Genomic DNA, 24,258 nt, shown 5'->3' with positions numbered 1-24,258 from the left:
ACCATCCTTGGTCCGTGCCGTCCGTGTCCTCTGGAAAGACAGGTGGGTTGCCTCACCCCCCCTGGAACACCTTCACCACCTCCACCGCGTCGCCCTCGGCCACGGTGGTCTCCGTCCAGCGGGACCTGGGCACCACGGCGCCGTTCAGGGCGATGGCGAGGCCGCGGGTCTCCGGCCCGTGCCCCAGGCTTTCCAGGAAGGACAGCAGGGGTCCCGGCGGGTGGGGCTTGCCGTTGACGGTGCTCATGCCGCGGCCTCCCTCGGCGCGAAGCGGTCGGCGCCGAAGCCGGCGATGCGCGGGTCCACCTGGCCGGCCAGCACGTATCCCGCGATGGCGTCGGCGGTGATGGGCGCCAGCAGGATGCCGTTGCGGTGGTGGCCGGTGGCCAGCACCAGCCCGTCCACGCCCAGGGCCGGGCCCAGGATAGGCGCGTCGTCCCGGCTGCCCGGGCGGAAGCCGGTCCACATCTCGGTGATCGGCCGTTCCTCGATCCCTGGCAAGGTGCGCCAGGCGGCCTCCAGCAGGGCCAGCACGCCACCGGCGGTCAGGCTGGCGTCAAAGCCCTTCTCCTCCGTCGTGGCGCCCACGATCAGGGTGCCGTCGGCCCGGGGCACCAGGTAGCATTTCGGGCCCCAGACCACATGGCGCAGCAGCGGGTCCGCGGGGTCCATGGACACGGACAGCATCTGCCCCTTCACCGGCCGCACCGGGGGCAGCGATGCGGGCGGCAGCCCGGCCATCTGCCGCGACCAGGCCCCCGCCGCCAGCACCACCACGTCCGCCTGGTGCAGCCCGTCACCCAGCACCACGCCCGCGACCCGGCCGTTGGTGACCTCCACGCCCGTGACCTCCACCCCCTCATGCAGCCGCCCGCCGGCCTTGGCGAGGGCGACCACCAGGGCGCCGCAGGCCTTGCGGTTGTCCACCTGCCCGTCATTGGGGCTATAGACTGCCGCGGCCACGCGGGGGTTCAGGAAGGGCTCGCGCTCCTTCGCCTGGGCGCCGGTCAGCCATTCCAGGGGCAGGCCCAGCTTGCGCTGGAACTCGTAATTGCTGCGCAGGATGTTCAGGTCGTCCCGGGTCAGGGCGACGACCATGGTCCCCTCCCGCCGCAAACCCACCTCAAGCCCGCTTGCCGCCTCCAGCTCCGCCGCGAAGTCCGGCCACAGGCGCTGGCTTTCCAGGCAGAGGGGCAGCAGCGGCTGTTCCCCCGGCTCCGCCTCCACCCCCGCGGCCAGCATGCCAGCGGCGGCGCGGCTGGCCGCCTGCCCGGCCTTGGCCCGCTCGAACACGTCCACCGCGCAGCCGGCCGCGGCCAGCCGCCAGCCGATGGACAGGCCGACGATCCCGCCGCCAATGATGGCGACCCTTGGCCTGGAATGGGGGGGCTTGGATGGGGAATCGGAAATGGTCACTGGCTTCCTCCCTTCGCCGGCATGACCCGGATCAGGTTCGACGGGTGTGATCTCAGCCCCGACGGCCACCAAGCCGCCGGGGCACCCCGGGCTTGCCATGAGTCATGGACCCGGCGGCCGGCGAAAGCAAGGGGGTGAGCCCGCGCGGAGGGACGCAGGTCAAGGTCCCGCGTCTGTTTGTAAAGGACGCTTGATCATGACAAGGAAGCTTGTCATTCTGTCGCCAAGACATGACAGAGGGAGGTGGCGATGGACAAGGCCGACAGGGTGGACAGCGGGGCGGAGGGGCTGTCCGGCAAGGCGTATGGGCGGAAGATGGGGCTGGCGTCCATGGCCTATGCCCTGGTCACCCTGCCTGTTCTTGCCTCCATCGACCGGGGATGGGTAGCCGGACCGGCCCTGGTGCCCGTCGTCCTGCTACCTATGCTTCCGGCCCTCGCAATGGCTTGGCTGGTCTGGCAGCAGTTCCGGCGGATGGATGAACTTCAGCGCCGCATCCAGGGGGAGGCCATCATGCTGGCCTTTGTCGGCACAGCCTTGCTGAGCCTCACCTATGGCTTCCTGGAAAGCGCCGGGCTTCCCCGGCTGCCCATGGTCACGGTCTGGGCGGTAATGGGCACCCTGTGGCTGGTCGCCACCCGCCTGGTGGCCCGGTCCTATCGCTGAGCCGGCTTCCGAAGCGCCAACCAGAAGGAGGGGATGATGGTGGAGATCACCCATGGCGGCCTGTGGGTCCGCTGGTCCAGCCTGACCCGGGCCGACAAGCGCGACCTGCTGTTCGGCCTTGCCTACATGTTCGTGGCCGGCGCCATCGCCGGCTTCCTGGCCGCCCTGTTCGAGGACCGGCCGGCGCTGGCCGAGGATGACCTGACCCGCGCGCTGGCCATGCTGCCCACCCTGCCCTTCGTCGCCGCCCTGCTGCACTGGTTCCGCTTCTGCGGCCGCCAGGACGAGCTGTTCAAGGTCATGGACGGCATCGCCCTGCGCATCGCCGTGCTGTTCTGCGCCGGGGCGGCGTGCAGCTTCGTGCTGCTGCAGGAGGTGGCGGGCCGGCCACCGGTGCCCGCCCTGTACCTGGTCCTGCTGTTCGGGGTCGGCTACACGGTCGGCTGGATGCTCGCCTACCGGAAGTACAGATGATGGAGAACCGCCTGCACATCCTGCGCGCGGAGCGCCGCTGGTCCCAGGCGGAGCTGGCGGAGCGGCTGGGCGTCAGCCGACAGACCGTCAACTCCATCGAGACCGGCAAGTACGACCCGTCCCTGCCCCTGGCCCTGAAGATCGGCCGCTTGTTCGGCCAGCCGGTGGAGCAGATCTTCATCGCCAACGACGACACGCCCTGCGCCCAGGGGTGAACCCGGCGCCTGCGGGAAACCCAATATTCGGGAGGATACGGATGGAAGAACTTTCCCAAGCCTGGGACATGCTGGTCCAGGCCGGCCCCGCGGCGGTGGCCTTCGGCATCGGCTTCGCCCTGGTCATCGTCTTCCTGCCCACCGCCATCGCGGCGGTGCGGCGGCACCGGCATCTGAAGGTGCTGGCCGGGCTGAACCTGGCCGTGGGGTCGTGGAGTTCGGCCGGCTGGGTGGCATTGCTGGTCTGGGCCTGCGTGGACCGCCTGCCCGATTGGTTCAGCCGCAAGCACAAGGTTGCCGTGGACGACAAGGCGGCGGGATGACGGGCCTGCGACACCGGGGCAAGTGACAACCGCCGGCCCAGGGGCCCACCGAACGGGGTATGGTTTGACAAATCCGGCGTTTGCGCTGACGTTCTAGCGGGGTAGTGGTTTCGGAATCCGGGGTGGGCGCATGTTCGCCATCATTGGCCTTGCCGGCGTTTTCTTCTGCGTGTTCGGCGGGTACATCATCTTCGGCGGCAAGATCGGCATCATCATCGAGGCCCTGCCGAAGGAGGTGATGATCATCGGCGGGTCGGCGGCCTGTACCTTCCTGATCGCCAACTCCACCCACGTGATCAAGCAGTCGCTGGGCGACATCAAGAGGATCTTCGGCGGCGCCCGGTTCCACAAGAAGGAGTACATGGAGCTTTTGGCGCTCCTGTACCAGATCCTCAAGACCATGAAGACCAAGGGCGTCCTCGCCATCGAGCAGCACATCGAGAAGCCGATGGAGAGCAACATCTTCAACGCCTACCCGACCATCATGAAGGACCCCTTCACGGTCAAGTTCATCGCCGATTACCTGCGCATGTTCTCTATCGGCGTGGACAACCCCCATGAGCTGGAAGCCCTCATGGAGCAGGAGATCGAGAAGGTGAAGCATGAGGGGCTGCACAGCTCCCACGCCATCCAGGCGGTGGCGGACGCCATGCCGGCGCTGGGCATCGTCGCGGCGGTGCTGGGCGTGATCAAGACCATGGCCAGCATCACCGAGCCGCCGGAGGTGCTGGGCAAGCTGATCGGCGGCGCCCTGGTGGGCACCTTCCTGGGCATCTTCCTGTCCTACGGCCTGTGCGCGCCCATCGCCTCGCGCCTGAAGGGCATCGTGGAGGAGGAAAACCAGTTCTACCACGTGATCCGCGCCGCCATCACCGCCCACCTGGGCGGCTATGCCCCGCAGGTCAGCATCGAGGCGGCACGCAAGAAAGTACCCAGCGAGTACATGCCCGACTTCAACGAGCTGGAAGAGGCGCTGTCGCAGATCAGCTGACGGCGGCCCGCGGGTTGGTTCCGCGGGCGCGGCTTTTACGCCCCTTGCCCCGTGGGGGTATGCCCAATGCCCCCGGGGCCCTTGACCTCTCTCATCGCCGCCCCTGACAGGGGTTGCTAGGCTTTCCCCTTAAGAAGGCAGAAGGGGGAGGCCACGCCATGATCCCGACCCAGGCGGACATCGAGAACCGCAAGAACGCCGTAGACACCGCCACCATGCTGCTGGACAGCGGCTGCGTCTGCTTCGACGACGCCAACCCGTTCCGGGTGGGCCAGGGCCTGTCCAGCCCACTGCATGTGGACATCCGGCCCCTGCTGGGCTTCCCGGACCGGCGCAACCGCCTGCTGGACCACGCGCTGGAGATGGTGGAGCGGGAGGTGGAGGGGCGGCTGGACGCCATATCCTGCTGCACGGACGGGCCGGGCGTGCCCGTGGCCGCCATGCTGGCCGACCGGCTGGGCCTGCCCCTGGTCTTCGTCCGCCGCCCGGCGGGGGAGGCAGACCCGCGCAAGCACAAGGTGGAAGGGCGGGTGAAGCAGGGCTGGCGGATGCTGCTGGTGGAGCAGCTCGCCACCGACGGGCACCGCAAGGCCGGGCTGGTCCAACCCCTGCGCGACGCGGGCGCCAACGTCACCGACCTGATGGTGGTGTTCCAGTACGGGGTGTTCGACGCCATCCATGAGCACCTGTCGCCCCTGGGGGTGCGGCTGCACGCCCTGTCCACCTGGTGGGACCTGCTGGAGGCGGCGGAGGACCGGGACGCCCTGCCCCAGGAGGCCCTGTCCAGCATCCGCCGCTTCCTGTCCGACCCGACGCACTGGAAGGCGTGAGGGGCGGGGCGCGGAGGCGCCACTTTCGAATTCGAAAGCCGTGCCAAGACGACCGGGCGGGAGCTGCCAAACCCTCGACACCCGCCCGCCGCTGGGCCATGTTCAGCCCCGACCCGACGCCCGGAACGCGGACTGAACGCCGATGCCCACCGACACCACCACTGCGACCGAGACCGCCGCGCCCAAGGGCACCCCCGCCGCGGACGGCAACCCGCTGTACCTGGTGGACGGGTCGGGCTTCATCTTCCGCGCCTACCACGCCCTGCCGCCCCTGTCCCGGCCCGACGGCACGCCGGTCAACGCGGTGCTGGGCTTTTCCAACATGCTGCTGAAGCTGCTGGCCGACCTGAAGGCCCAGGCCGTGGCCGTGGTGTTCGACAGCAAGCGGGAGAATTTCCGCAGCGAGATCTATGCCGACTACAAGGCCCACCGGCCCGAGCCGCCGGAGGACCTCCGCCCCCAGTTCGCCCTGATCCGGGAGGCGGTGGATGCCTTCAACCTGCCCTGCCTGGAGCTTGAGGGGTATGAGGCGGACGACCTGATCGCCACCTATGCCCGCCAGGCCCGGGCGCTGGGCCGGCCGGTGACCATCGTCAGCAGCGACAAGGACCTGATGCAGCTGGTGGGGGACGGTATCCGCATGCTGGACCCCATGAAGAACAAGTATATCGGGCCCGACGAGGTGTTCGAGAAGTTCGGCGTCACGCCCGACAAGGTGGTGGACGTGCAGGCCCTGGCCGGCGACAGCGTGGACAACGTGCCCGGCGTGCCCGGCATCGGCGTGAAGACCGCGGCCCAGCTCATCACCGAATACGGCTCGCTGGAGGCCCTGCTGGAACGGGCGGGGGAAATCAAGCAGGCCGGCCGGCGGGAGAAGCTGCAGACCAACGCGGAGCTTGCCCGCATCTCCAAGAAGCTGGTTCAGCTGGAGGAGAACGCCCCGGTGCCCACGCCGGTGGAGGAGCTGGTGGTGCGGGAGCCGGACCACCGCAAGCTGGTGGAGTGGCTGAAACTCCAGGGCTTCCGCTCCATCGTCCACAAGGTGGAGGCGGAGCTGGCCAAGGACGGCGCCCTGGCCGACGGCGCCGCCCCGACCCCCGCGGGCGCCCCCGCCCCGGACCGGACGGACGCGGTGCGCGCCGCCTTCAACGCCCGCAACTTCACCCCCGCCGCCCCCCGCGCCGACGGGGTGCCCGTGCCAAGCCCCGACAGCACGGAGTATGAACTGGTCCAGACGGTGGAACAGCTCCAGGCCTGGGTGGACAAGGCCATGGAGGCCGGCATCGTCGCCGTGGACACGGAGACGGACAGCCTGCACGCCATGCGCGCCAAGCTGGTGGGCCTGTCCCTGTCGGTGGAGCCGGGCAAGGCCTGCTATGTCCCCGTGGCCCACAAGAAGCCGGATGCGGGCCCGTCCGGCGGGCTGGACTTCGGCGGTGACGGCGGGCTGCTGCCCGGCCAGATCCCGTTGGCGGATGTGGTGCGGGTCCTGTCGCCGATGCTGGCCCACCCGGGGGTGCTGAAGGTCGGCCACAACATCAAGTACGACCTGACCGTCTTCAACCGGCACGGCATGGCGGTGGCGCCGGTGGACGACACCATGCTGATGTCCTACGTGCTGGAGGGCGGCGCCCACGGCCATGGGCTGAAGGAGCTGGGCCAGCTCTATTGCGGCCACACCAGCATCACCTATGACGACGTCACCGGCACCGGGCGCAACCGCATCAGCTTCGACAAGGTGCCCCTGGACAAGGCGTGTGCCTACGCCGCGGAGGACGCGGACGTCACCCTGCGGCTCTACCGCTACCTGAAGCCGCGGCTGGTGCGGGAACGGCAGGTGACGCTGTATGAGACCATCGAGCGCCCCCTGCCCGCCATCATCGCGCGGATGGAGCAGGAAGGCGTGCTGGTGGACCGGGCCGTGCTGCGGGACATGTCCCGCGACTTCGCCGAGCGGCTGGTCCATATCGAGGCGGACGTCCACAAGCTGGCCAACCGGTCCTTCAACGTCGGCAGCCCCAAGCAGTTGGGGGAAATCCTGTTCGATGAGCTGAAGCTGCCCGGCGGCAAGAAAAGCAGCAAGACCGGCGCCTATTCCACCGACGTGACGGTGCTGGAGGCCCTGGCGGAACAGGGCCACCCCATCGCCCAGCGGGTGCTGGACTGGCGCCAGCTTACCAAGCTGAAGGTGACCTACACGGACGCGCTGGCCGAGGAGATCAACCCGGAGACGGGCCGCGTCCACACCCACTTCGCCCTGGCCGCCACCAACACCGGCCGCCTCTCCTCCTCCGACCCCAACGTGCAGAACATCCCGATCCGGACCGAGGAGGGCCGCAAGATCCGCGCCGCCTTCGTGGCGCCGGAGGGGCACAAGCTCCTGTCCGTGGACTACAGCCAGATCGAGCTGCGGCTGGTGGCTGACATGGCCGGCATCGACGCGCTGAAGGAGGCCTTCCAGAACGGCATCGACGTTCACGCCGCCACGGCGGCCCAGGTGTTCGGCGTGCCGGTGGACAAGGTGGACAGTGACCTGCGCCGCAAGGCCAAGACCATCAACTTCGGCATCATCTACGGCATCTCCGGCTTCGGCCTCAGCCAGCGCCTGGGCATCCCGCAGGTGGAGGCCACGCTCTACATCAAGAAGTACCTGGAGCGGTTCTGGCAGCTGGGCCAGTACATGGAGCAGACCAAGGAGTTCGCGCGCCAGCACGGCTTCGTCTGCACCCAGTTCGGCCGCCGCTGCACCATCCAGGGCATCCGCGACGGCAAGGGCCCCCAGCGCGCCTTCGCCGAGCGCCAGGCCATCAACGCCCCCATCCAGGGCACCGCCGCCGACATCATCAAGCGCGCCATGATCCGCCTGCCCGACGCGCTGGCTGCCGCCAAGCTGGACGCGAAGATGCTGCTGCAGGTCCATGACGAACTGCTGTTCGAGGTGCCGGACGCGCAGGTGGAGGAGACGGCCGCCTTGGTAAAGCGGGTGATGGAGGGCGCCGCCACCCTGGGCGTGCCCCTGGAGGCGGAAGCCGGTTGGGGCCACAGCTGGGCCGCGGCGCATTGAGGATAAAGAAAGGAGGATAAATTTAACATTGAAGTTATTTCTACTTGAACCAGTGTCGCTTCCTTGGCACCGTCGCACGCAAGTATTTTTTTGATGTACCAACCGCTCGGAATCCTCATCTACAAGTTTCCAGGCTTCAGAGTCCTTGCTCGCCGTCACGCCGATCTGTGTCGATACTCACGGACAAAGATTTGACTGTTGATACTACTTCAAGGGTGCCTTGTACTTGGACTTAATGTAAACGGAGGATTTTTCAAGGTCAGGAAAAACAGTTCCTTCATTAATACCAAGCCTGTCCAATTCCGATAAAATCTGCGCTTTCCTGAGCGCTGGTATATTTATTCTTACTGTGATAAACTTTTCTGAAAAACCACTGTCTAAATTTTTATTGAGGCCAAAAACAATGAACGCCCCGTTCTGAGCAACAATTCTGCGATTGCTCAGTTTTGGCTTTACAAATACCGGCTGACTCAAATCAGCAGGATTTATAGCGGCGGTGAAATAGGGTTTCTCTTCCTTAATGAAACAGACAAGTCTATTGACTTCCGAAAGAGAATTGAAGTGATCTTTAGAAGATTTCATGTTCTTTCTCAAAACATTTCGCTCGGCAGGCTTCAGATACGCCAAATTAGACAAGATACTGACTGAATCACTACCAAAAAACTTCACAAGTTTATCTTCACAAGCAAAAGCAATAACTTCACCATCAGCATTTGGCTCGCCGCATACAGAAAAGTATAAAGCAATCAAAGGGTTTGAGCTTATGTCTAGCAGCCGAGTCGGCAACGAGTAATGTTGAGCCCTGACAAGCCTTTCGAAAGTGGAACTATCGGCCGAAAAAGCATCTGGCTGTGTCGCTACAAGAGACATCAGCAGCCTATCTTCATGACGACGATGCCCCGCATCTCGAAAAAGAGAGGGTTGACAAAGGAAAGACTTGTCAGCATGCCCCCGATAGAAAACGGAGACATTTGACTTTTTCTCCATTGATTGGATTATATCAATGAAGTGACTTACGCCTTTGACAGGCTCCAGAAGATGGAAAAAAAAGAAGAAGACACACCCCCAGGTGATAAGCTAAAATCAATTTTTCATATCTAATTTAGACACAAAAGTCAACAAGCCTACGAATCTTCAATCAATTTCCGACCTTAATCCCTGCATACTCAATGCCCCAGCACCTGCCCCAGGAACGCGCGGGTGCGCTCGCTCTTGGGATTGGCGAACAGCTCGGCCGGCGGGGCGACCTCCACGATCTCGCCCTTGTCCATGAAGACCATGCGGTCGGCCACCCGGCGGGCGAAGCCCATCTCGTGGGTGACGCACAGCATGGTCATCCCGCCCTGGGCCAGGTCCACCATCACGTCCAGCACCTCCTTCACCATTTCCGGGTCCAGGGCGCTGGTGGGCTCGTCGAACAGCATGATGCTGGGATTCATGCAGAGCGCGCGGGCGATGGCCACCCGCTGCTGCTGACCGCCGGAAAGCTGGCCGGGGTACTTGTCCGCCTGTTCCGGGATGCGCACCCGCTCCAGGTACTGGCGGGCAAGCCGTTCAGCCTCCGCCTTCGGGGTCTTCTTCACCCAGACGGGGGCCAGGGTCAGGTTTTCCAGCACCGTCAGGTGGGGGAACAGGTTGAAGCTCTGGAACACCATGCCCACGTCGCGGCGGATGGCCTCGATGTGGCGGACATCCTGGTCCAGGGGGATGCCGTGCACCCGGATGGTACCGGCCTGGTGCTCCTCCAACCGGTTGATGCAGCGGATCAGGGTGGACTTGCCGGACCCCGACGGCCCGCAGACCACGATCCGCTCCCCCTTCGCCACGGTCAACGACACGTCCCGCAGTACGTGGAACGCGCCATACCATTTGTTGACGCCGGACAGCTCGATGATGGGCTCGTCGCCCGACAGGTCGGTCAACGCCGCCTCCCCTTGGACAGGCTGGTTTCCAGGTACCGGCTGTAGCGCGACAGGGCGTAGCAGAACAGGAAGTAGATCACGCCCACGAACAGGTACGCCTCCTTGTAAAAGCCGCGCCAGGCCGGGTCGGTCAGGGCGGCCTTGGCGGTGGACAGCAGGTCCAGCAGGCCGATGATGATGACCAGGCTGGTGTCCTTGAAGAAGCCGATGAAGGTGTTCACCAGGGGCGGGATCACCAGGGACAGGGCCTGGGGCAGGATGATCAGCCGCTGCCGTTGCCAATAGCCCAGGCCCAGGGCCGATGCGGCCTCCACCTGGCCCTTGGGGATGGCCTGCAGCCCGCCGCGCACCACTTCCGCCAGGTAGGCGGCGGCGAACAGGATCAGGCCGATCTGGGCGCGCAGCAGCTTGTCGATGCTTACCCCGGTGGGCAGGAACAGGGGGATCATGACGCTGGCCATGAACAGCACGCTGACCAGCGGCACGCCGCGGATCAGCTCGATATAGGCGGTGCTCAGCACCCGCAGCACCGGCAGCGCGCTGGTCCGGCCCAGGGCCAGCAGCACTCCCAGGGGGAAGGCCACGGCCAGGCCCACCACCGACAGGCCCAGGGTCAGGGGCAGCCCGCCCCACAGCTCGGTCGGGACCGGCGACAGGCCGAACAGCCCGCCGGCCATCAGCAGCCACGCCGCCCCCAGCCCAACCGCCCACAGCACCAGCAGCCTGGGCCCCAGAACCGCCGGTCGGCGCTGGCCAACAACACGCCCATGGTCAGCAGCATGGCCAGGGTGGGCCGCCAGTGCTGGTCGGCCGGGAAGGTGCCGAACAGGATGAAGCGCCACTTCTCCGCCACGAAGGCCCAGCAGGCCCCGCCCGCCGCCCGGCAGGCCGCCGCCTCCCCCGACCAGACCGCGTCGCCCAGGGCCCAGCGCACCACGTCCGGCACCACCAGCCAGAGGACGTAGAGCACCGCCAGGGTCAGCAGCGTGTCGTACCAGGTACGGAACAGGTTGGCCCGCAGCCAGCCCACCACCCCCGGCGCCGCGATGGCCGGCGGCGGACGGGTGGCGGGCGGCTCGCCGGGGGAAAGGCCGAAGGCGCCGTCGCTCATCTCAGCGCTCCGTCCATGTCAGCGGTCCACCAGCGCGATGCGCCGGTTGTACCAGTTCATAAGGGCGGAGAGGCTGAGGCTGACCGCCAGGAACACGGCCATGATGGCCGCCACCCCTTCCACCGCCTGCCCCGTCTGGTTGATGGTGGTGTTGGCGACGGAGACGAAGTCCGGGTAGCCGATGGCCACCGCCAGGCTGCTGTTCTTGGTCAGGTTCAGGAACTGGCTTGTGGTGGGCGGGATGATCACCCGCAGCGCCTGGGGCAGCACCACCAGCCGCAGCACCCTGCCCCGGGACAGGCCCAGCGCCAGCGCCGCCTCCGTCTGGCCGTGGCCCACGGCCTGGATGCCGCTGCGCACGATCTCCGCGATGAAGGCGGCGGTGTAGGTGACCAGGCCGAACAGCAGGGCCGCCAGCTCCGGCGTCAGCGTGACCCCACCTTGGAAGTTGAAGCCCTTGAGCACCGGCATGTCTAGCGCCGCCCCGCCGAAGGCCAGCATCACCAGCCCCGGCAGGCCCAGCAGCAGGCCGAGGGTGATGGGCAGCAGCGGCAGCCGTTTCCCGGTGCGCGCCTGCCGCCCCTTGTTCCAGGCGGTGGCCGCCAGGGCCAGCAGCACCCCCAGCCCGAAGGCCGCGGCCACCCAGGACCAGGTCGGGTCGTCCGCCGGGCCGGGCAGCTTCAGGCCCCGGTTGGACAGGAACAGGCCCGGCAGCGGCTCCAGCGCCTGCCGCGGTCCCGGCAGCCCCTCCGTCAGCACCCCGTACCAGAGGAAGAGTTGCAGCAGCAGCGGCACGTTGCGCAGGGCCTCCACGTACCCCGCGGCCAGCCGGTTGACCAGGAAGTTGCGGGACAGGCGGGCGATGCCGACGACCGTGCCCAGGATGGTGGCCAGCACGATGCCGATGCCCGCCACCTTCAACGTGTTCAGCACCCCCACCAGGAAGGCGCGGGCGTAAGGGTCCTGGGGCCCGTAGGCCACCAGCGTCTCCCCGATCTGGAACCCCGCTTCCCGCCCCAGGAACCCGTAGCCGGAGGCGACGCCCAGCCGGGCCACGTTCGCCATGGTGTTGGACGCCAGGTACCAGGTGCCCAGCGCCACCAGCCCCAGCACCAGCGCCTGCCACAGCAGGGCGCGGACGCGGGGGTCGTTGGGGTTCAGCCTGTTACGGGGGGTGCTGACATGGCCACCGGTTCGTAGGTCGGATTAGGCGCGTCAGCGCCGTAATCCGACAGGCCGCAGGCTTCCTGGTTGCCGTCGGATTACGCGGGCATACGCCCGCTAATCCGACCTACGGGGCTTACCGGAACGGCGGGGCGTACATCAGGCCGCCGTTCAGCCACAGGGCGTTCAGGCCTCGCTCCAGCTTCAGCGGGGTGGACTTGCCCAGGTTCCGCTCGAAGATCTCGCCATAGTTCCCCACCTGCTTGACCGCACGGTGGCTCCATTGCGGCTCGAGGCCCAACAGCTTCCCCAGATCGCCCTGGGCGCCCAGCAGGCGCTGCACGCCGGGGTCGGCGCTCTTCAGCTTCTCGTCCGCGTTGGCGGACGTGACGCCCTTCTCCTCCGCCTCCACCAGGGCATAGACGGTCCAGCGCACGATGTCGCGCCACTGGTCGTCGCCATGGCGGACCACGGGGGCCAGCGGCTCCTTGGAGACCACCTCCGGCAGGATCAGGAAATCGTCCGGCTTGGTGGCCACCGTGGCACGGATGCCGGCCAGGCCCGACACGTCGGTGGTCAGCACGTCGCAGCGGCCGGCGAAGAAGGCGGCGTTCACCTCGTCCAGCGCCTCGATCACCACGGGCTTGAAGCTCATGTTGTTGGCGCGGAAATAGTCGGCCAGGTTCAGCTCGGTGGTGGTGCCGGGCTGCACGCACACCGTGGCGCCGTCCAGCTGCTTGGCGCTGGTCACGCCCAGCGACTTGTTCACCATGAAGCCCTGGCCGTCATAATAGGTGACGGGGGCGAAGTCCAAGCCCTGGGCATCGCGGGTCAGGGACCAGGTGGTGTTGCGGGAAAGGATGTCGATCTCCCCCGCCTGCAACGCCGTCAGGCGCTGTTGGGCGGACAGGGGCGTGTAGCGCACCTTGTTGGCGTCGCCCAGCACGGCGGCGGCGACGGCGCGGCAGACATCCACGTCCAGGCCGGTCCACTTGCCCTGGCTGTCCGGGTTGCTGAACCCCGCCAGCCCCGTGTTGACGCCGCAGACGAGCTGGCCCCGCGCCTTCACGGCGTCCAGGGTCGGCCCGGCCTGGGCCGCGCCGCCCATGCCGATAAGCCCGAGGGCCATCAGGGCGGCGGTCATGGTGCTGAAACGAAGGCTCATGGTCTGTCGTCCCCTGCGCTATGCCGCCGCTGGCGGCAGTTCCCTCCGCCCTCCTGGCGGTCGTTGGCCGACCGTCCCGGGCTGGCAACAGTTAATCATTCGCCGGTGTCGGCGGACAACCCTGTTTCTGCAAGAATTCCAAGGGGATGCATGGAATTTCCGGGGATCGGGCTGGCAGGGTGCCCCCTTCGCCCCCACCTATGGCCCGAGCGCGCCTTGGAAGGGGACCGGACCATGACCACCGCCCACGCCTTCAGTTTCCCCACCCTGGACGGGACGGGCACCATCGGCCTGGGGTCCTTCGCCGGCAAGCCGGTGCTGGTGGTGAACACGGCGTCGGCCTGCGGCTTCACCCCGCAATACAAGGATTTGCAGGCCCTGTGGGACCGCTACCGCGAGCGCGGCCTGGTCGTGCTGGGCGTGCCCAGCAACGATTTCGGCGGGCAGGAGCCCGGTGACGCCGGGGAGATCGGCGCCTTCTGTGAGCGGAACTACGGTGTCAGCTTCCCGCTGGCGGCCAAGCAGCCCGTCCTGGGCGGCGACGCCCATCCCTTCTACCGCTGGCTGGGAGAGGAGGTGGGGGAGGCCGCCTTGCCGAAGTGGAACTTCCACAAGCTGCTGCTGGGCCCGGACGGGCAGGTGGCCGGCATCTTCGGCCCGCGTGTCGCCCCGCTGTCGGACGAGCTTGTCGCCGCCGTGGAGGCGCTGCTGCCGGGGTGAGTCCCGGCGGCACCGGCGGCCAGCATGGATGGCCGCCGGACGTGGCCGGCGCCGGCGCGCGGCTCAGCGCGGTGGCTTGCCGCGGGCGAAGGCGGCCGCGGCGCGCATCAGGCGCTCCATCTCGCGGATGCGCTCGGATTGCCGCCGGATGCGCTCCTCCTCGCGGGAGCGTGCGTCATTTCCCGGGCGGTCGTCCTTGGGAGTGTCACTGGCCGCCATGATGTCTTCCCCTCCGCGCATCGTACCCGTTAACCAGAACCTGCCCCACGCCAACGGGCCTGAAGCCCTTGGGGTTCCGCGGCTTTCGTTATTGTTGTCGGGGTATCCGGGACAGGCAATTCTCGACGATGGCGTAACACGCCGCCGTGTCCCCGCTATCCTGACGATAGGCGAGCTGGGCCACCCGGCCCTGCCTGACCGTGAAGGTCGCGGCGCAGGAGGAGGAGCCACCCCCGCCCAACGGGATGCCCAGGCCGAGCCCGAGCCCCAGATTGCCCCCGCCGCCGCCCACGCCCAGGCCGATGCTGCTGCCGGACCCGCCGGCCCGGGCGCTGGTATAGGTCAGGAACTCGTCCCCGCCCGCCGCTTCCCGCCGCTCCGGCACGCCGGCGCAGGACAGCAGCGTCTCGGCCGGCATGCCCACCAGGGCCTGCTGGGCGTAGCGGGCCTGTTCCGCCTCCCGCGCCGAGGAACAGGCGGAAAGCGCCGCCACGCAAAGCACCAGACCCGCAAGCCCCATCCGCTCAGCCACGGCACACCCCTCTCAGGTCGATCCATATCCTGTCACATTGGTCAACCACGCAGCCGGGGCTACGGTTCCTCCCGTGGTGCCCCGGACGGCCGCGGGTGCTGGCCGGGGGGCACCCCCTTTCAACTTACGGTTCCCCATGCTAACCTTTGCTGGAATCGAACCGTCGGGTGGCCCCCATGGCGCGGTGCCCGCTACCGTCCCGCCGCATGCTGCTGGCAAGCCTGCCGGCCCTGGCGCTGTGGGTGGGCCCCGCCGGGCCGGCCCTGGCTGCCGAGCCCGCCAAGCCGGTCAAGAAACCCCCGCCCAAGTCCCAGGACCCGGACGCCATCCGTTACATCCACCTGACTCCCATCCTGGTGCCGGGGAAGGAACGGTTGGGTTATGCCCGCCTGCTGGTGGACCTGGTGGTGCGCAAGTCCGGCAGCCTGGCCGCGGACGTGGAAACGGTGTCTAGCTACCGCCCCCGGATCATCGGCACGGTGACGGAGGCGCTGGCGGCGGAGGAGCTGGTCCGCCGCGACGCGACCCCGGCGGACCTGGCCCGCATGAAGGCCCGCATCCGCGACATCGCCAACACCGCGGTGGGCAAGGACCTGGTGGAGGACGTGTTCGTCGTCAGCCTGTTCTTCGTATGAGAAGCTGAACAGGAAAGCCTGCGGGGACCGTGTGTTGGGAACACGGACTTGAGCGGATCAAAATGTATGTAAAAAGCACCTAGAAACATTGGGGCATGCCGCCAAAGCGGACGACGCCACGGTCACTTGCAGTAATCCCCCAACGTCGTGGCGCTGGCCTGCTCATAGGGCTGGTTGGGCCGCAGGATGAATTCCGTGGCGCCATAGCGGCTGAAGGCGACGGTCTCGCCCACGGGCGGTTTGCCCTCGGCGGGTTTCCAGTCGAAGGTATAGCCGAGCCGGGTCCAGGGATAGCCGCCGGCCACCACGGACAGGCGGGTGTAGCTGTCGAGCCAGTCCACGAAGCCGACCTTCTCGGCACAGGCCTTGTCCTTGGCGTCGCAGGTGGGGCGGGCCACGGTCTGCGGCGTGTCCACCGGGCAGCTTTCCGCCGTGATGTCCGGGTTGGGGCAGGGCCGGGCCAGGGACGCGGGCTCCACCCAGAACTCCACCACCCAGGGGTCGTTGGCCTCCGGCCTCAGGCCCAGCCATTGCTGGACACGGCGGCGCTTGGCATCCGCGTCGCCGGGCACGGCCGCGCAGAAGCGCTGGAGTTGCGGTGCCGCCGTCACCCACATGGTGCCCCAGCCCTTGGGGGAGGTGCCGGTGGCCTTGCCGAGGTAATATTTGCGGTAGGAACCGGCGGGCATGACCGACGCCACCTTCACCTGCCGCCCCTTGGCCCCGTCGCGCCAGACCAGGTCCGGGTTGTCCGGGGTGATGCGCACCAGCGGCCGCGCCAGTTCCGGGCTGGTCACCGCCGCCGCGACCTGGGAGATGCCGAAAAGCTGCTCGTCCGTCAGGGCCGGTGCGGGCGCCTCCGCCACCGTCGCCCGGGCCGGCGCGGCCACCGGCCCGCTTCCCTGCGGCCCGCCGGCGGAACAGGCCCCCAGCAACAGCGGCAGCAACAGGGCCGCGACGATCCCCTGGCGCATGGACAAGCCTCCCCCTTACCCCATCGGGCAATGGTATGGCTGATTCCCCCGTTGCGGGAAAGCCTTGTCTCAGGCTTCGCGGCGGCGAACACCGACGGCACTTGAACAAACGTTTGACACAGGCCACCCTGGCTTACCGCCGCCCCTGCCCCGAGAGGTCCGCCCCGTGTCCGACAAGCAGCGCCCCGACATCCCCGGCCGGGACCGTTTCCGCAGCTTCGTGCCCGTCACCACCCGCTGGATGGACAACGACGCCTATGGGCACGTGAACAACGTCACCTATTATTCCTATTTCGACACGGCGGTGAACGCCATGCTGGTCCGGGCCGGCGTGCTGGACATCGAGCGGAGCCCGGCCATCGGGCTGGTGGTGGAGACGGGCTGCCGCTACTTCGCCTCCGTCGCCTTCCCCGACGATCTGGAGGTGGGCATCGTGGTGGCCCACCTGGGCACCAGCTCCGTGAGGTATGAGGTGGGCGTGTTCAAGGCGGGCGCCGACAGCCCCGCCGCCGCCGGCCATTTCGTCCATGTCTATGTGGACCGCGAAACCCGCCGCCCCACCCCGATCCCGGCTGACGTGCGGGCGGTGCTGGAGGGGATGAGGGAAAGAGCTAGCTAGAGAAAATTGTATAAGTCTTATACATTCTTTCGGTATTGTGGTGGTGGTCACTGGCACGCGCAATGGGAAATCCTGATGTTAATAAAGGAATTTCTATTAAGCTACAAAGATATAATATTGCTACTCCTTGCCCTCTGGGGAGCTGGCCTGTCCACATTTAACTTCTTGAAAATCATTCAGAAAGAAAAGAGAAAGCTGGATGTGCAATTTCGGCATCCATCTTCGATGAACGGCGCTCATTCGGGATGCCAACATCTAGAAGTGAAAGTTATTAACAATGGGCATCGACCAGTTACTGTGAACCAAATCTATATCTTGCTACCTCATGCTAAAAAGCTTTTGACTCTGAATGACGCAATTCCATCCCTAGTAGACACGAAACTTCCGGCTAAGTTAGAGGATGGCGCGTCAGCAGCAAAATGCTATACGTATCAATCTATAGGGCAGGCATTAATCCATGAGAAAATAAAAAAGGTGAAAATTTATCCTGCTTGCGAAGATTCAACAGGCAAAATCCATAGAGGAAAAGCGTTAAAGGTCAACGCAGAAGAATTAGCAGGTATGTGATTTCACCTTGCATGCTTGAGAGAACACAAGCCGCTTACACTTTCACCACTGGCGGACGCGGCCGGTGTCCACGTGGACGAAGCTGGATTTGGGATAGTAGCCCACGCCGCCCAGGCGCAAATCCAGCGCGGCCTGGCGGATCTTCTTGAGCTGGCGGCCGGCCATGTCGATGTCGATGGCCTTGCCTTCCATGTGCAGGCTCTTGCTGGCGACGCCGTCGCTGCTGGCGTGCAGCATGGAATTCGTCTTGGGGCTGCGGTAGCCGGAGATGACCTGGAAGGCCTGGTCGGCGCGCAGCTTCTGGCGGAGCTGGAACAGCAGGTCCAGCAGCTTGGGGTCCATGCGGGTCTGCTCACCCGTGCGCCAGTCGCGCAGCATCTCGTTCACGTCCTGCAACGCGGTGGGCAGGTAGCGGCCGTCGGCCCAATAGGTGACCTTCAGCTTCTCCCCCGTGTGCAGGGAGACGAACTGCAAGGTGCGGCGGGGGGCGGACAGGCTGGCGGCCTCGGCCGTGTCGGTGATCAGCGTGGGCAGGCAGATGGCCGCGCCGGCGGCAAGGCCCAGCTTGCAGACGGAGCGCAGGAAACCGCGGCGGGCAGCGTCGGGGGCATCGGAATTCTCAGGAGACTCGGGGCGCGACGTGGAGGGGTTGGTCAGGTCGGTCCCGCTCGGCCGTTCCACCATTTCCTGTCTTCCCTTGCTTCACCCCCCGGCGTTGCAGCCGGGACACGTTCCCCGAGAATGTGTCCTGCATGTGGCGCAGGACAACAATGCCCGTATGGCAGAACGAAGAAGGTCACGCAAGGGACAAATGCACCGACGGGGTAGGCCATCCGTCGCTTAAACCCTGGATTAACCGTGCTTTCCCGGGGGCATCGTTGGGCGGGACGCCCACCCCGGCCCCTACCCGCCTGACCCGCGGCGCCACCCATGCGGGAACAGGTGGGTGGAGGGCGGGGTGCCGGGCCGTTACCCCCTGTGACGGCGGACACAGACGCCCGCCCCGGACCCCGCGGGCCCTCGCCGCGGGATCCGGGGGCCGGTCACGCCGCCCGGATGCTTTGCAGGAAGCTGTCCACCTGCCGGCTGAGCAGGCCGGACTGGCGCGACAGCTCGGCGGAGCTGCTGGCCACCTGGGTGGCGGCACTGCCGCTTTCCGCCGCCGCCTGGCTGACCCCGGCGATGGTGGATGACACCTCGTGCGTGCCCTGGGCCGCCTGCTCCACGTTGCGGGCGATCTCCCGCGTCGCCGCGGCCTGTTCCTCCACCGCCGCGGCGATGGTGGCGGAAATTTCGTTGACCCGGGCGATCACCCCGGCGATCTGGCCGATGGCGGTGACGGAGTTGCCGGTGGCCGCCTGGATCGCCCCGATCTGGCCGGATATCTCCTCCGTCGCCTTCTGGGTCTGCTGGGCCAGGGCCTTGACCTCGCTCGCCACCACGGCGAAGCCCTTGCCCGCGTCCCCCGCCCGCGCTGCCTCGATGGTGGCGTTGAGGGCCAGCAGGTTGGTCTGGCTGGCGATGGAGTTGATCAGGTCCACCACCTGCCCGATGCGCTGGGCGGCCTGGGCCAGGCCGTCCACCACGGCCTTGGTTTCCCCCGCCTGCACCGCCCCGTCGGCGGCCACCTGGCTGGACAGGGCCACCTGCTTGCCGATCTCGGCGATGGAGCTGGACAGTTCCTCCGCGGCGGAGGCCACGGTCTGCACGTTGGCGCTGGCCTGTTCCGCCGCCGCGGCCACGGCGGTGGCCTGGCGGTTGGTCTGCTCCGCCGTGGCCGACATGGCGCCGGCGGAGGCCTGGAGTTCCTCGGCCGCGGCGGCCACCGTGTCCACCACCGCCTTCACCGTGTTCTCGAAGTCGGTGGCCAGCCTCACCTGCTGGGTGATCAGCGACCAGTTCAGCATGGCCCCCACATAGCGCCCCTGGCGGTCGCGGACGGGGGAGATGCGCAGGTCCATGGTCTCCGGACCCAGCCTGATCTTGGCGTTCCAGGGCAGGTTCTCCGGCTTGGAGAGGATGCGGCGCTGGTGCTCGGGGTTCTTGTGGAAGATGTCCACCGACTGGCCCAGCATCTCGTCCGCCTTCACTGGCAGCAGGTGTTCGATGGTCCGCAGCGTCTCCAGCGTGCGGCGGTTGGCATAGGTGATGCGGAACCCGTCGTTCGGGTCGGCCATCATCACCGACACGGGCATGCCGTCCACCATCTGCCGCAGGCGGAACGCCTCCGCCACCGTGCCGCGCAGCGCGGCCAAGGCCTGCTGCATGCGGCCCACCTCGTCCCGGCGGTCGGTCGCCTCCACGGCCACCCCGTCATCCCCCTCGGCCAGCCGGCCCATGGCGGCGGTCATGTGCGCCAGCGGCCCGGTGATGGAGCGGACGACCGCGACGGCCAGGGCCACCCCTGCCAGGATGGCGACGCCCGCCACGGACCAGAGCGTGCCCAGGATGGAGGATTTCTCCGCGTCCAGCCCGGCGGCGGCGGCATCCACCCCCGTGGCCGTGTGGTCCTCCAGCGCCTGGAACCGGGCGCGCATCTCATCCACCAGCGGGGCGGCGGCGGTCACCGCGTCCCCGGCCTCCGCCAGCTTCTCCGCCCTGGCCAACTGCACCACCTGCCGGTGGGTGGCCTGGTAACGCTCCAGCGTCGGGCGGATGGCCTCCAGCTTGGCCTGGACCTGCGGGTCCCCCTGGGCGCGCAGCTCATCCAGCCGCTGCCTCAGGGCGGCCAGCTCGCTCTCCGCCTTGGCCTCTTCGGCCGGCCGGGTGGCGGGGGTGGACAGGGGCAGGAATTCCACCGCCCGCGCGAAGGCCAGCAGGTTGGACGTGGCGCGGCTGGAGGCGAAGCGCACATCGTCGAATGTCTTCAGCGATTTGGCCCCGTCATGCAGCGCGGTGACGGAGAAGGAGCCGGCGGTGGCCAACAAAGCCGCCACGGCGGCCAACAGGCCCAGCACGCCGTAGATCTTGTGGCCGAGGGATTGGTTGCGGACCCAAGTGACCATGGACGCCTCCCCTGTGACCAATTTTGGCCGATGGTCACATTACGCGCCCCGGTTATTGTCAAAGAGTTAACGCGAAAGTGGTGCAAATTTTAATCATGCGCGCAGATGGAAGGGTTCGGGCATGCTGCGCCGCACCCAATTCTTGCCTACTCTTGCCACCTGCACCTCGTTCCCTTGGCGCCACCTTCGGCCCAGACGGCGCCGTCCCGCCGGCGGCGCCGCGGCCCCGGCCCGAAAGCCTTGACACCAGGGGTTTCCAGGGTTGCCCGCCCTTGCCTGGACAGCGGGCGGGCGCCCAGATATGACCGTGCTCAGTCATCATTGGCTGCGTCCGCCCCTGCCCGAAGGTCCTGTCCCATGACCCACCCTGCCGAGACCGCATCCCTGGCCTATCCCCCGGCGGAGGCGAGCCCCGACTTTCCCCGGATCGAGGAGGAGGTCCAGGCGGCCTGGAAGCGGGACCGAATCTTCGAGGAGTCGGTGTCCTTCCGCCCGGCCACGGGTGACGCGGGCACGAACGAGTTCGTCTTCTATGACGGCCCGCCCTTCGCCAACGGCCTGCCCCACTATGGGCATTTGGTCACCGGCTTCGTGAAAGACCTTGTCCCCCGCTACCACACCATGAAGGGCCGGCGGGTGGAGCGGCGCTTCGGCTGGGACTGCCACGGCCTTCCGGCGGAGTTGCAGTCGGAGAAGGAGCTGGGCATCAGCGGACGCCAGGAGATCCTGGCCTATGGCATGGAGCGCTTCAACGAGCACTGCAAGGTGTCCGTCCAGCGCTTCACCCATGAGTGGGAATATTACGTCACCCGCCAGGGCCGCTGGGTGGACTTCCAGAACGACTACAAGACCATGGACCTGTCGTTCATGGAATCCGTGATGTGGGCGTTCAAGCGGCTGTGGGACAAGGGCCTGATCTATGAGGGCTACCGCGTGGTGCCCTACTCTTGGGCCGTCCAGTCGCCGCTGAGCAACTTCGAGACGCGCCTGGACAATTCCTACCGGGAGCGGCAGGACCCCGCCCTGACGGTGAAGTTCCGCCTGGACCCGCGGGACGGCGACCCCGGCCCCATCGACATCCTGGCCTGGACCACCACCCCCTGGACCCTGCCCAGCAACCTGGCCCTCGCCGTGGGGCCGGAGATCGACTACGCCCTGGTGAGGAAGGGCGACCACCATTTGCTGCTGGCCGAGGCGGCCCTGGGCAAATACGCCAAGGAGCTGGAAGGGTACGAGCCGGTCGCGTCCATGAAGGGCACGGACCTGGCCGGCCGCACCTACCAGCCCGTCTTCCCCTTCTTCCAAGGGACGGAGAACGCGCACAAGGTGCTGGCCGCCGACTTCGTGGCCACCGGCGACGGCGTGGGCATCGTCCACATGGCCCCCGGCTTCGGTGAGGACGACCTTAACGTCTGCGTCGCCCACGGCATCCCGGTGAAGGTGCCGGTGGACGTGGCCGGCAAGTTCACGGCGGAGGTGCCGCCGTACGAGGGTATCAACGTCATCGAGGCCAACAAGCAGATCATCCAGGATCTGAAGGCGGCGGGCGTCGTGCTGCGGCACGAGACCATCGTGCACAACTACCCGCACTGCTGGCGCACGGACACGCCGCTGATCTACAAGGCCGTCAACTCCTGGTACGTGGAGGTGTCCCGGTTCAAGGACCGGATGGCGGAGCTGAACAAGCAGATCAACTGGATCCCCGGCCACGTGAAGGACGGGCTGTTCGGCAACTGGCTGGAGAACGCCCGCGACTGGAACATCAGCCGCAACCGCTTCTGGGGCGCCCCCATCCCGGTATGGAAGAGCGACGACGCCCGCTACCCCCGCGTGGACGTGTACGGCAGCCTGGAGGAGATCGAGCGGGACTTCGGCGTCCGCCCGGCCGACCTGCACCGCCCCGGCATCGACGCGCTGGTCCGCCCCAACCCCGACGACCCCACCGGCAAGTCCATGATGCGCCGGGTGGAGGACGTGCTGGACTGCTGGTTCGAGAGCGGCTCCATGCCCTTCGCCCAGCTCCACTACCCGTTCGAGAACAAGGAGCAGTTCGAGAAGAACTTCCCCGCCGACTTCATCGTGGAGTACGTGGCCCAGACCCGCGGCTGGTTCTACACGCTGATGGTGCTTTCCACGGCCCTGTTCGACAGCGTGCCGTTCAAGAACGTCATCTGCCACGGTGTGGTCCTGGATGAGCACAAGCAGAAGCTCTCCAAGCGGCTGCGCAACTACCCCGACCCGCAGGAGGTGCTGAACACCTACGGTGCCGACGCGCTGCGCTGGTACCTGGTGTCCAGCCCCCTGATGGCCGGCGGCGACCTGGCCATGCCCAAGGACGCCCGCGGCATCGCCCAGGCCCTGCGCCAGGGGGTGCTGCCCCTGTGGAACGCCTACAGCTTCTTCACCCTGTACGCCAACATCGACGGGGTGAAGGCGCGGCAACGGGACAGCTGGGACCAGGTGGGCAGCCTGGACCGCTACATCCTGGCCAAGACGCGGCAGGTGGTGGAGGGGGTGACGGCGCGGCTGGACGCCTTCGACCTGCCCGGCGCCTATGCCTTGGTGCCCGGCTATTACGACGCCCTGAACAACTGGTACATCCGCCGCAGCCGCCAGCGCTTCTGGCGGGACGCGGACGGCGCGGCCCAGGACAAGCAGGACGCCTACGACACCCTGTTCACCTGCTTGGTCACCCTGTGCAAGGCCCTGGCGCCGATGCTGCCCCACGTCACCGAGCGCATCTACACCGCGCTGACGGGGGAGAAGAGCGTGCACCTGGCCGACTGGCCGGATGCGTCGGCCCTGCCCGCCGACGCCAAGCTGGTGGCGGAGATGGACCTGGTGCGCGACATCTGCGCCGCCGCCATGTCCATCCGGGAGCAGAAGCAGCTCCGCACCCGGCTGCCCCTGCGCACCCTGACCATCGTCCACCCGGACGCCGCGACCCTGGAAAGCTACAGCCAGATCATCGCGGGGGAGGTCAACGTGAAGGCCGTCACCCTGTCCACCGACATCGCCCTGGTGGGCAGCCGGCAGCTCGCCGTCAACGCCGCCGTGGTGGGGCCGAAGGTGGGCCCGGCCATGAAGTCGGTCATGGCCGCCAGCAAGACCGGCCAGTGGACGGACAATGGCGACGGCACCGTCTCCCTCGCCGGGGTGACCTTGGGGGCCGGTGAGTTCGACATCCGCGTGCAGACCAACCAAGGCCTGGACGCTGCCCGCTTCGCCGGGGGCAAGGGTGTCGTCGTGCTGGACACCACCGTGGACGCGGAGCTGGAAAAGGAAGGCTGGGCCCGCGACTTCGTCCGCGCCGTGCAGAGCACCCGCAAGGACGCCGGCTTCCACGTCACCGACCGCATCCGCATCGGCGCCACCGTCCCGGCGGAGGTCGCCGCCGCCCTGGAGGCCCATGCCGAGACGGTGAAGCGGGAGACCCTGGCCGTGGACCTGAAGGTCAACCAGGGCGGCCTGACCGGGGTCGCCACCAAGGTGGACTTGTCCGGCACGGAGATCGAGCTGGCGATCGCCAAGGCGTGAGGCGGCCATGGTAGGTCGGATTAGCGGCCGCAAGGCCGCGTAATCCGACGGCACCCAGGCCCGGGCACTTGGGACCACCGTCGCTGTCGGATTACGCCGCTGACGCGGC

At 67.2% G+C, this 24,258-nt stretch carries 25 protein-coding genes and 1 riboswitch; of the genes, 12 read left to right on the top strand and 13 right to left on the bottom strand.

Translation table 11 applies throughout. From position 1 onward, the window contains the following. Positions 1 to 52: 52 nt before the first annotated feature. Both thiS and thiO read right to left on the bottom strand, forming a co-directional pair. On the bottom strand, positions 53 to 247 hold the full coding sequence (thiS, locus tag HHL28_RS16455) for a sulfur carrier protein ThiS (protein WP_075772264.1): 195 nt from the start codon (positions 245 to 247) through the stop codon (positions 53 to 55). Beyond that, a complete protein-coding gene (gene thiO, locus HHL28_RS16450) occupies positions 244 to 1,416 on the bottom strand; it encodes a glycine oxidase ThiO (RefSeq protein ID WP_404326003.1) in 1,173 nt (390 codons plus the stop codon). Before thiO ends, thiS begins: the two co-directional genes overlap by 4 nt. Continuing rightward, a riboswitch (TPP riboswitch) is annotated at positions 1,408 to 1,515 on the bottom strand. (Overlaps the previous gene by 9 nt.) A gap of 150 nt (positions 1,516 to 1,665) precedes the next feature. Here thiO and HHL28_RS16445 point away from each other — a divergent pair. From HHL28_RS16445 to polA, 7 genes are all read left to right on the top strand, one after another. After that, complete coding sequence (locus HHL28_RS16445) at positions 1,666 to 2,082, top strand: hypothetical protein (RefSeq protein WP_083699284.1); 417 nt, start codon at positions 1,666 to 1,668, stop codon at positions 2,080 to 2,082. A gap of 33 nt (positions 2,083 to 2,115) precedes the next feature. After that, positions 2,116 to 2,556: a hypothetical protein gene (locus HHL28_RS16440; protein ID WP_169655499.1), complete on the top strand. Its 441-nt coding sequence runs from the start codon at positions 2,116 to 2,118 to the stop codon at positions 2,554 to 2,556. Continuing rightward, positions 2,553 to 2,771, top strand: coding sequence for a helix-turn-helix transcriptional regulator (locus tag HHL28_RS16435; RefSeq protein WP_404326001.1), 219 nt, complete (start codon positions 2,553 to 2,555; stop codon positions 2,769 to 2,771). Before HHL28_RS16440 ends, HHL28_RS16435 begins: the two co-directional genes overlap by 4 nt. Before the next feature lie 41 nt (positions 2,772 to 2,812). Continuing rightward, a complete protein-coding gene (locus HHL28_RS16430) occupies positions 2,813 to 3,094 on the top strand; it encodes a superinfection immunity protein (protein WP_075772262.1) in 282 nt (93 codons plus the stop codon). Positions 3,095 to 3,224: 130 nt separating this feature from the next. Beyond that, positions 3,225 to 4,085, top strand: a complete 861-nt coding sequence (gene motA / locus HHL28_RS16425; protein ID WP_075772261.1) for a flagellar motor stator protein MotA — start codon at positions 3,225 to 3,227, stop codon at positions 4,083 to 4,085. Between the two features lie 158 nt (positions 4,086 to 4,243). Further along, on the top strand, positions 4,244 to 4,915 hold the full coding sequence (locus HHL28_RS16420; protein WP_075772260.1) for an orotate phosphoribosyltransferase: 672 nt from the start codon (positions 4,244 to 4,246) through the stop codon (positions 4,913 to 4,915). Positions 4,916 to 5,057: 142 nt separating this feature from the next. Beyond that, complete coding sequence (gene polA / locus HHL28_RS16415; protein ID WP_075772259.1) at positions 5,058 to 7,979, top strand: DNA polymerase I; 2,922 nt, start codon at positions 5,058 to 5,060, stop codon at positions 7,977 to 7,979. A 204-nt stretch (positions 7,980 to 8,183) separates the two neighbouring features. On the opposite strand, the gene HHL28_RS16410 is transcribed toward polA, so the two are convergent. The 6 genes from HHL28_RS16410 to HHL28_RS16390 form a co-directional block, all read right to left on the bottom strand. Next, positions 8,184 to 8,966, bottom strand: coding sequence for an FRG domain-containing protein (locus HHL28_RS16410; protein ID WP_083699283.1), 783 nt, complete (start codon positions 8,964 to 8,966; stop codon positions 8,184 to 8,186). Positions 8,967 to 9,145: 179 nt separating this feature from the next. Continuing rightward, the gene (locus HHL28_RS16405) at positions 9,146 to 9,901 is read right to left on the bottom strand and encodes an amino acid ABC transporter ATP-binding protein (RefSeq protein WP_075772257.1); all 756 of its coding nucleotides are present in this window, start codon (positions 9,899 to 9,901) and stop codon (positions 9,146 to 9,148) included. Next, complete coding sequence (locus tag HHL28_RS18915; protein WP_404325998.1) at positions 9,898 to 10,617, bottom strand: amino acid ABC transporter permease; 720 nt, start codon at positions 10,615 to 10,617, stop codon at positions 9,898 to 9,900. Before HHL28_RS18915 ends, HHL28_RS16405 begins: the two co-directional genes overlap by 4 nt. Next, on the bottom strand, positions 10,578 to 11,012 hold the full coding sequence (locus tag HHL28_RS18910) for a hypothetical protein (RefSeq protein WP_404325997.1): 435 nt from the start codon (positions 11,010 to 11,012) through the stop codon (positions 10,578 to 10,580). Before HHL28_RS18910 ends, HHL28_RS18915 begins: the two co-directional genes overlap by 40 nt. A gap of 18 nt (positions 11,013 to 11,030) precedes the next feature. Beyond that, positions 11,031 to 12,173 (bottom strand): amino acid ABC transporter permease, encoded by a 1,143-nt coding sequence (locus HHL28_RS16395; protein ID WP_169655736.1) that lies wholly within the window; start codon positions 12,171 to 12,173, stop codon positions 11,031 to 11,033. A 139-nt stretch (positions 12,174 to 12,312) separates the two neighbouring features. After that, positions 12,313 to 13,341 (bottom strand): amino acid ABC transporter substrate-binding protein, encoded by a 1,029-nt coding sequence (locus tag HHL28_RS16390; RefSeq protein ID WP_075772255.1) that lies wholly within the window; start codon positions 13,339 to 13,341, stop codon positions 12,313 to 12,315. Between the two features lie 234 nt (positions 13,342 to 13,575). Between HHL28_RS16390 and HHL28_RS16385 the strand changes: the two genes are divergently transcribed. After that, a complete protein-coding gene (locus tag HHL28_RS16385) occupies positions 13,576 to 14,061 on the top strand; it encodes a glutathione peroxidase (RefSeq protein ID WP_075772254.1) in 486 nt (161 codons plus the stop codon). A gap of 63 nt (positions 14,062 to 14,124) precedes the next feature. Here HHL28_RS16385 and HHL28_RS16380 read toward each other — a convergent pair whose 3' ends face one another. Together HHL28_RS16380 and HHL28_RS16375 are read right to left on the bottom strand one after the other, a co-directional pair. Further along, positions 14,125 to 14,280 carry a hypothetical protein gene (locus HHL28_RS16380; RefSeq protein ID WP_169655497.1) on the bottom strand — a complete coding sequence of 52 codons (156 nt, stop codon included), beginning with the start codon at positions 14,278 to 14,280 and terminating at the stop codon, positions 14,125 to 14,127. Positions 14,281 to 14,368: 88 nt separating this feature from the next. After that, positions 14,369 to 14,812, bottom strand: a complete 444-nt coding sequence (locus HHL28_RS16375) for a hypothetical protein (protein WP_169654473.1) — start codon at positions 14,810 to 14,812, stop codon at positions 14,369 to 14,371. A gap of 176 nt (positions 14,813 to 14,988) precedes the next feature. Here HHL28_RS16375 and HHL28_RS16370 point away from each other — a divergent pair, with 176 nt between their 5' ends. Then, a complete protein-coding gene (locus HHL28_RS16370) occupies positions 14,989 to 15,447 on the top strand; it encodes a hypothetical protein (protein ID WP_169655495.1) in 459 nt (152 codons plus the stop codon). A 122-nt stretch (positions 15,448 to 15,569) separates the two neighbouring features. On the opposite strand, the gene HHL28_RS16365 is transcribed toward HHL28_RS16370, so the two are convergent. After that, on the bottom strand, positions 15,570 to 16,421 hold the full coding sequence (locus HHL28_RS16365) for a hypothetical protein (RefSeq protein ID WP_075772251.1): 852 nt from the start codon (positions 16,419 to 16,421) through the stop codon (positions 15,570 to 15,572). 166 nt (positions 16,422 to 16,587) lie between these two features. On the opposite strand from HHL28_RS16365, the gene HHL28_RS16360 reads away from it, so the two are divergent. Next, a complete protein-coding gene (locus HHL28_RS16360) occupies positions 16,588 to 17,040 on the top strand; it encodes an acyl-CoA thioesterase (RefSeq protein ID WP_075772250.1) in 453 nt (150 codons plus the stop codon). Positions 17,041 to 17,115: 75 nt separating this feature from the next. After that, on the top strand, positions 17,116 to 17,607 hold the full coding sequence (locus HHL28_RS16355) for a hypothetical protein (protein WP_169655493.1): 492 nt from the start codon (positions 17,116 to 17,118) through the stop codon (positions 17,605 to 17,607). 42 nt (positions 17,608 to 17,649) lie between these two features. On the opposite strand, the gene HHL28_RS16350 is transcribed toward HHL28_RS16355, so the two are convergent. Then, complete coding sequence (locus HHL28_RS16350; protein WP_083699281.1) at positions 17,650 to 18,291, bottom strand: DUF882 domain-containing protein; 642 nt, start codon at positions 18,289 to 18,291, stop codon at positions 17,650 to 17,652. A 359-nt stretch (positions 18,292 to 18,650) separates the two neighbouring features. Continuing rightward, the gene (locus tag HHL28_RS16345; protein WP_075772249.1) at positions 18,651 to 20,612 is read right to left on the bottom strand and encodes a methyl-accepting chemotaxis protein; all 1,962 of its coding nucleotides are present in this window, start codon (positions 20,610 to 20,612) and stop codon (positions 18,651 to 18,653) included. Positions 20,613 to 20,969: 357 nt separating this feature from the next. Between HHL28_RS16345 and ileS the strand changes: the two genes are divergently transcribed. Beyond that, on the top strand, positions 20,970 to 24,149 hold the full coding sequence (gene ileS / locus HHL28_RS16340; protein ID WP_075772248.1) for an isoleucine--tRNA ligase: 3,180 nt from the start codon (positions 20,970 to 20,972) through the stop codon (positions 24,147 to 24,149). Positions 24,150 to 24,258: the final 109 nt, after the last annotated feature.

It is taken from the genome of Aerophototrophica crusticola (assembly GCF_012913305.1).
GTDB classification, from domain to species: Bacteria; Pseudomonadota; Alphaproteobacteria; order Azospirillales; family Azospirillaceae; genus Niveispirillum; species Niveispirillum crusticola.
This window is presented reverse-complemented; position numbering and strand designations above follow the sequence as displayed.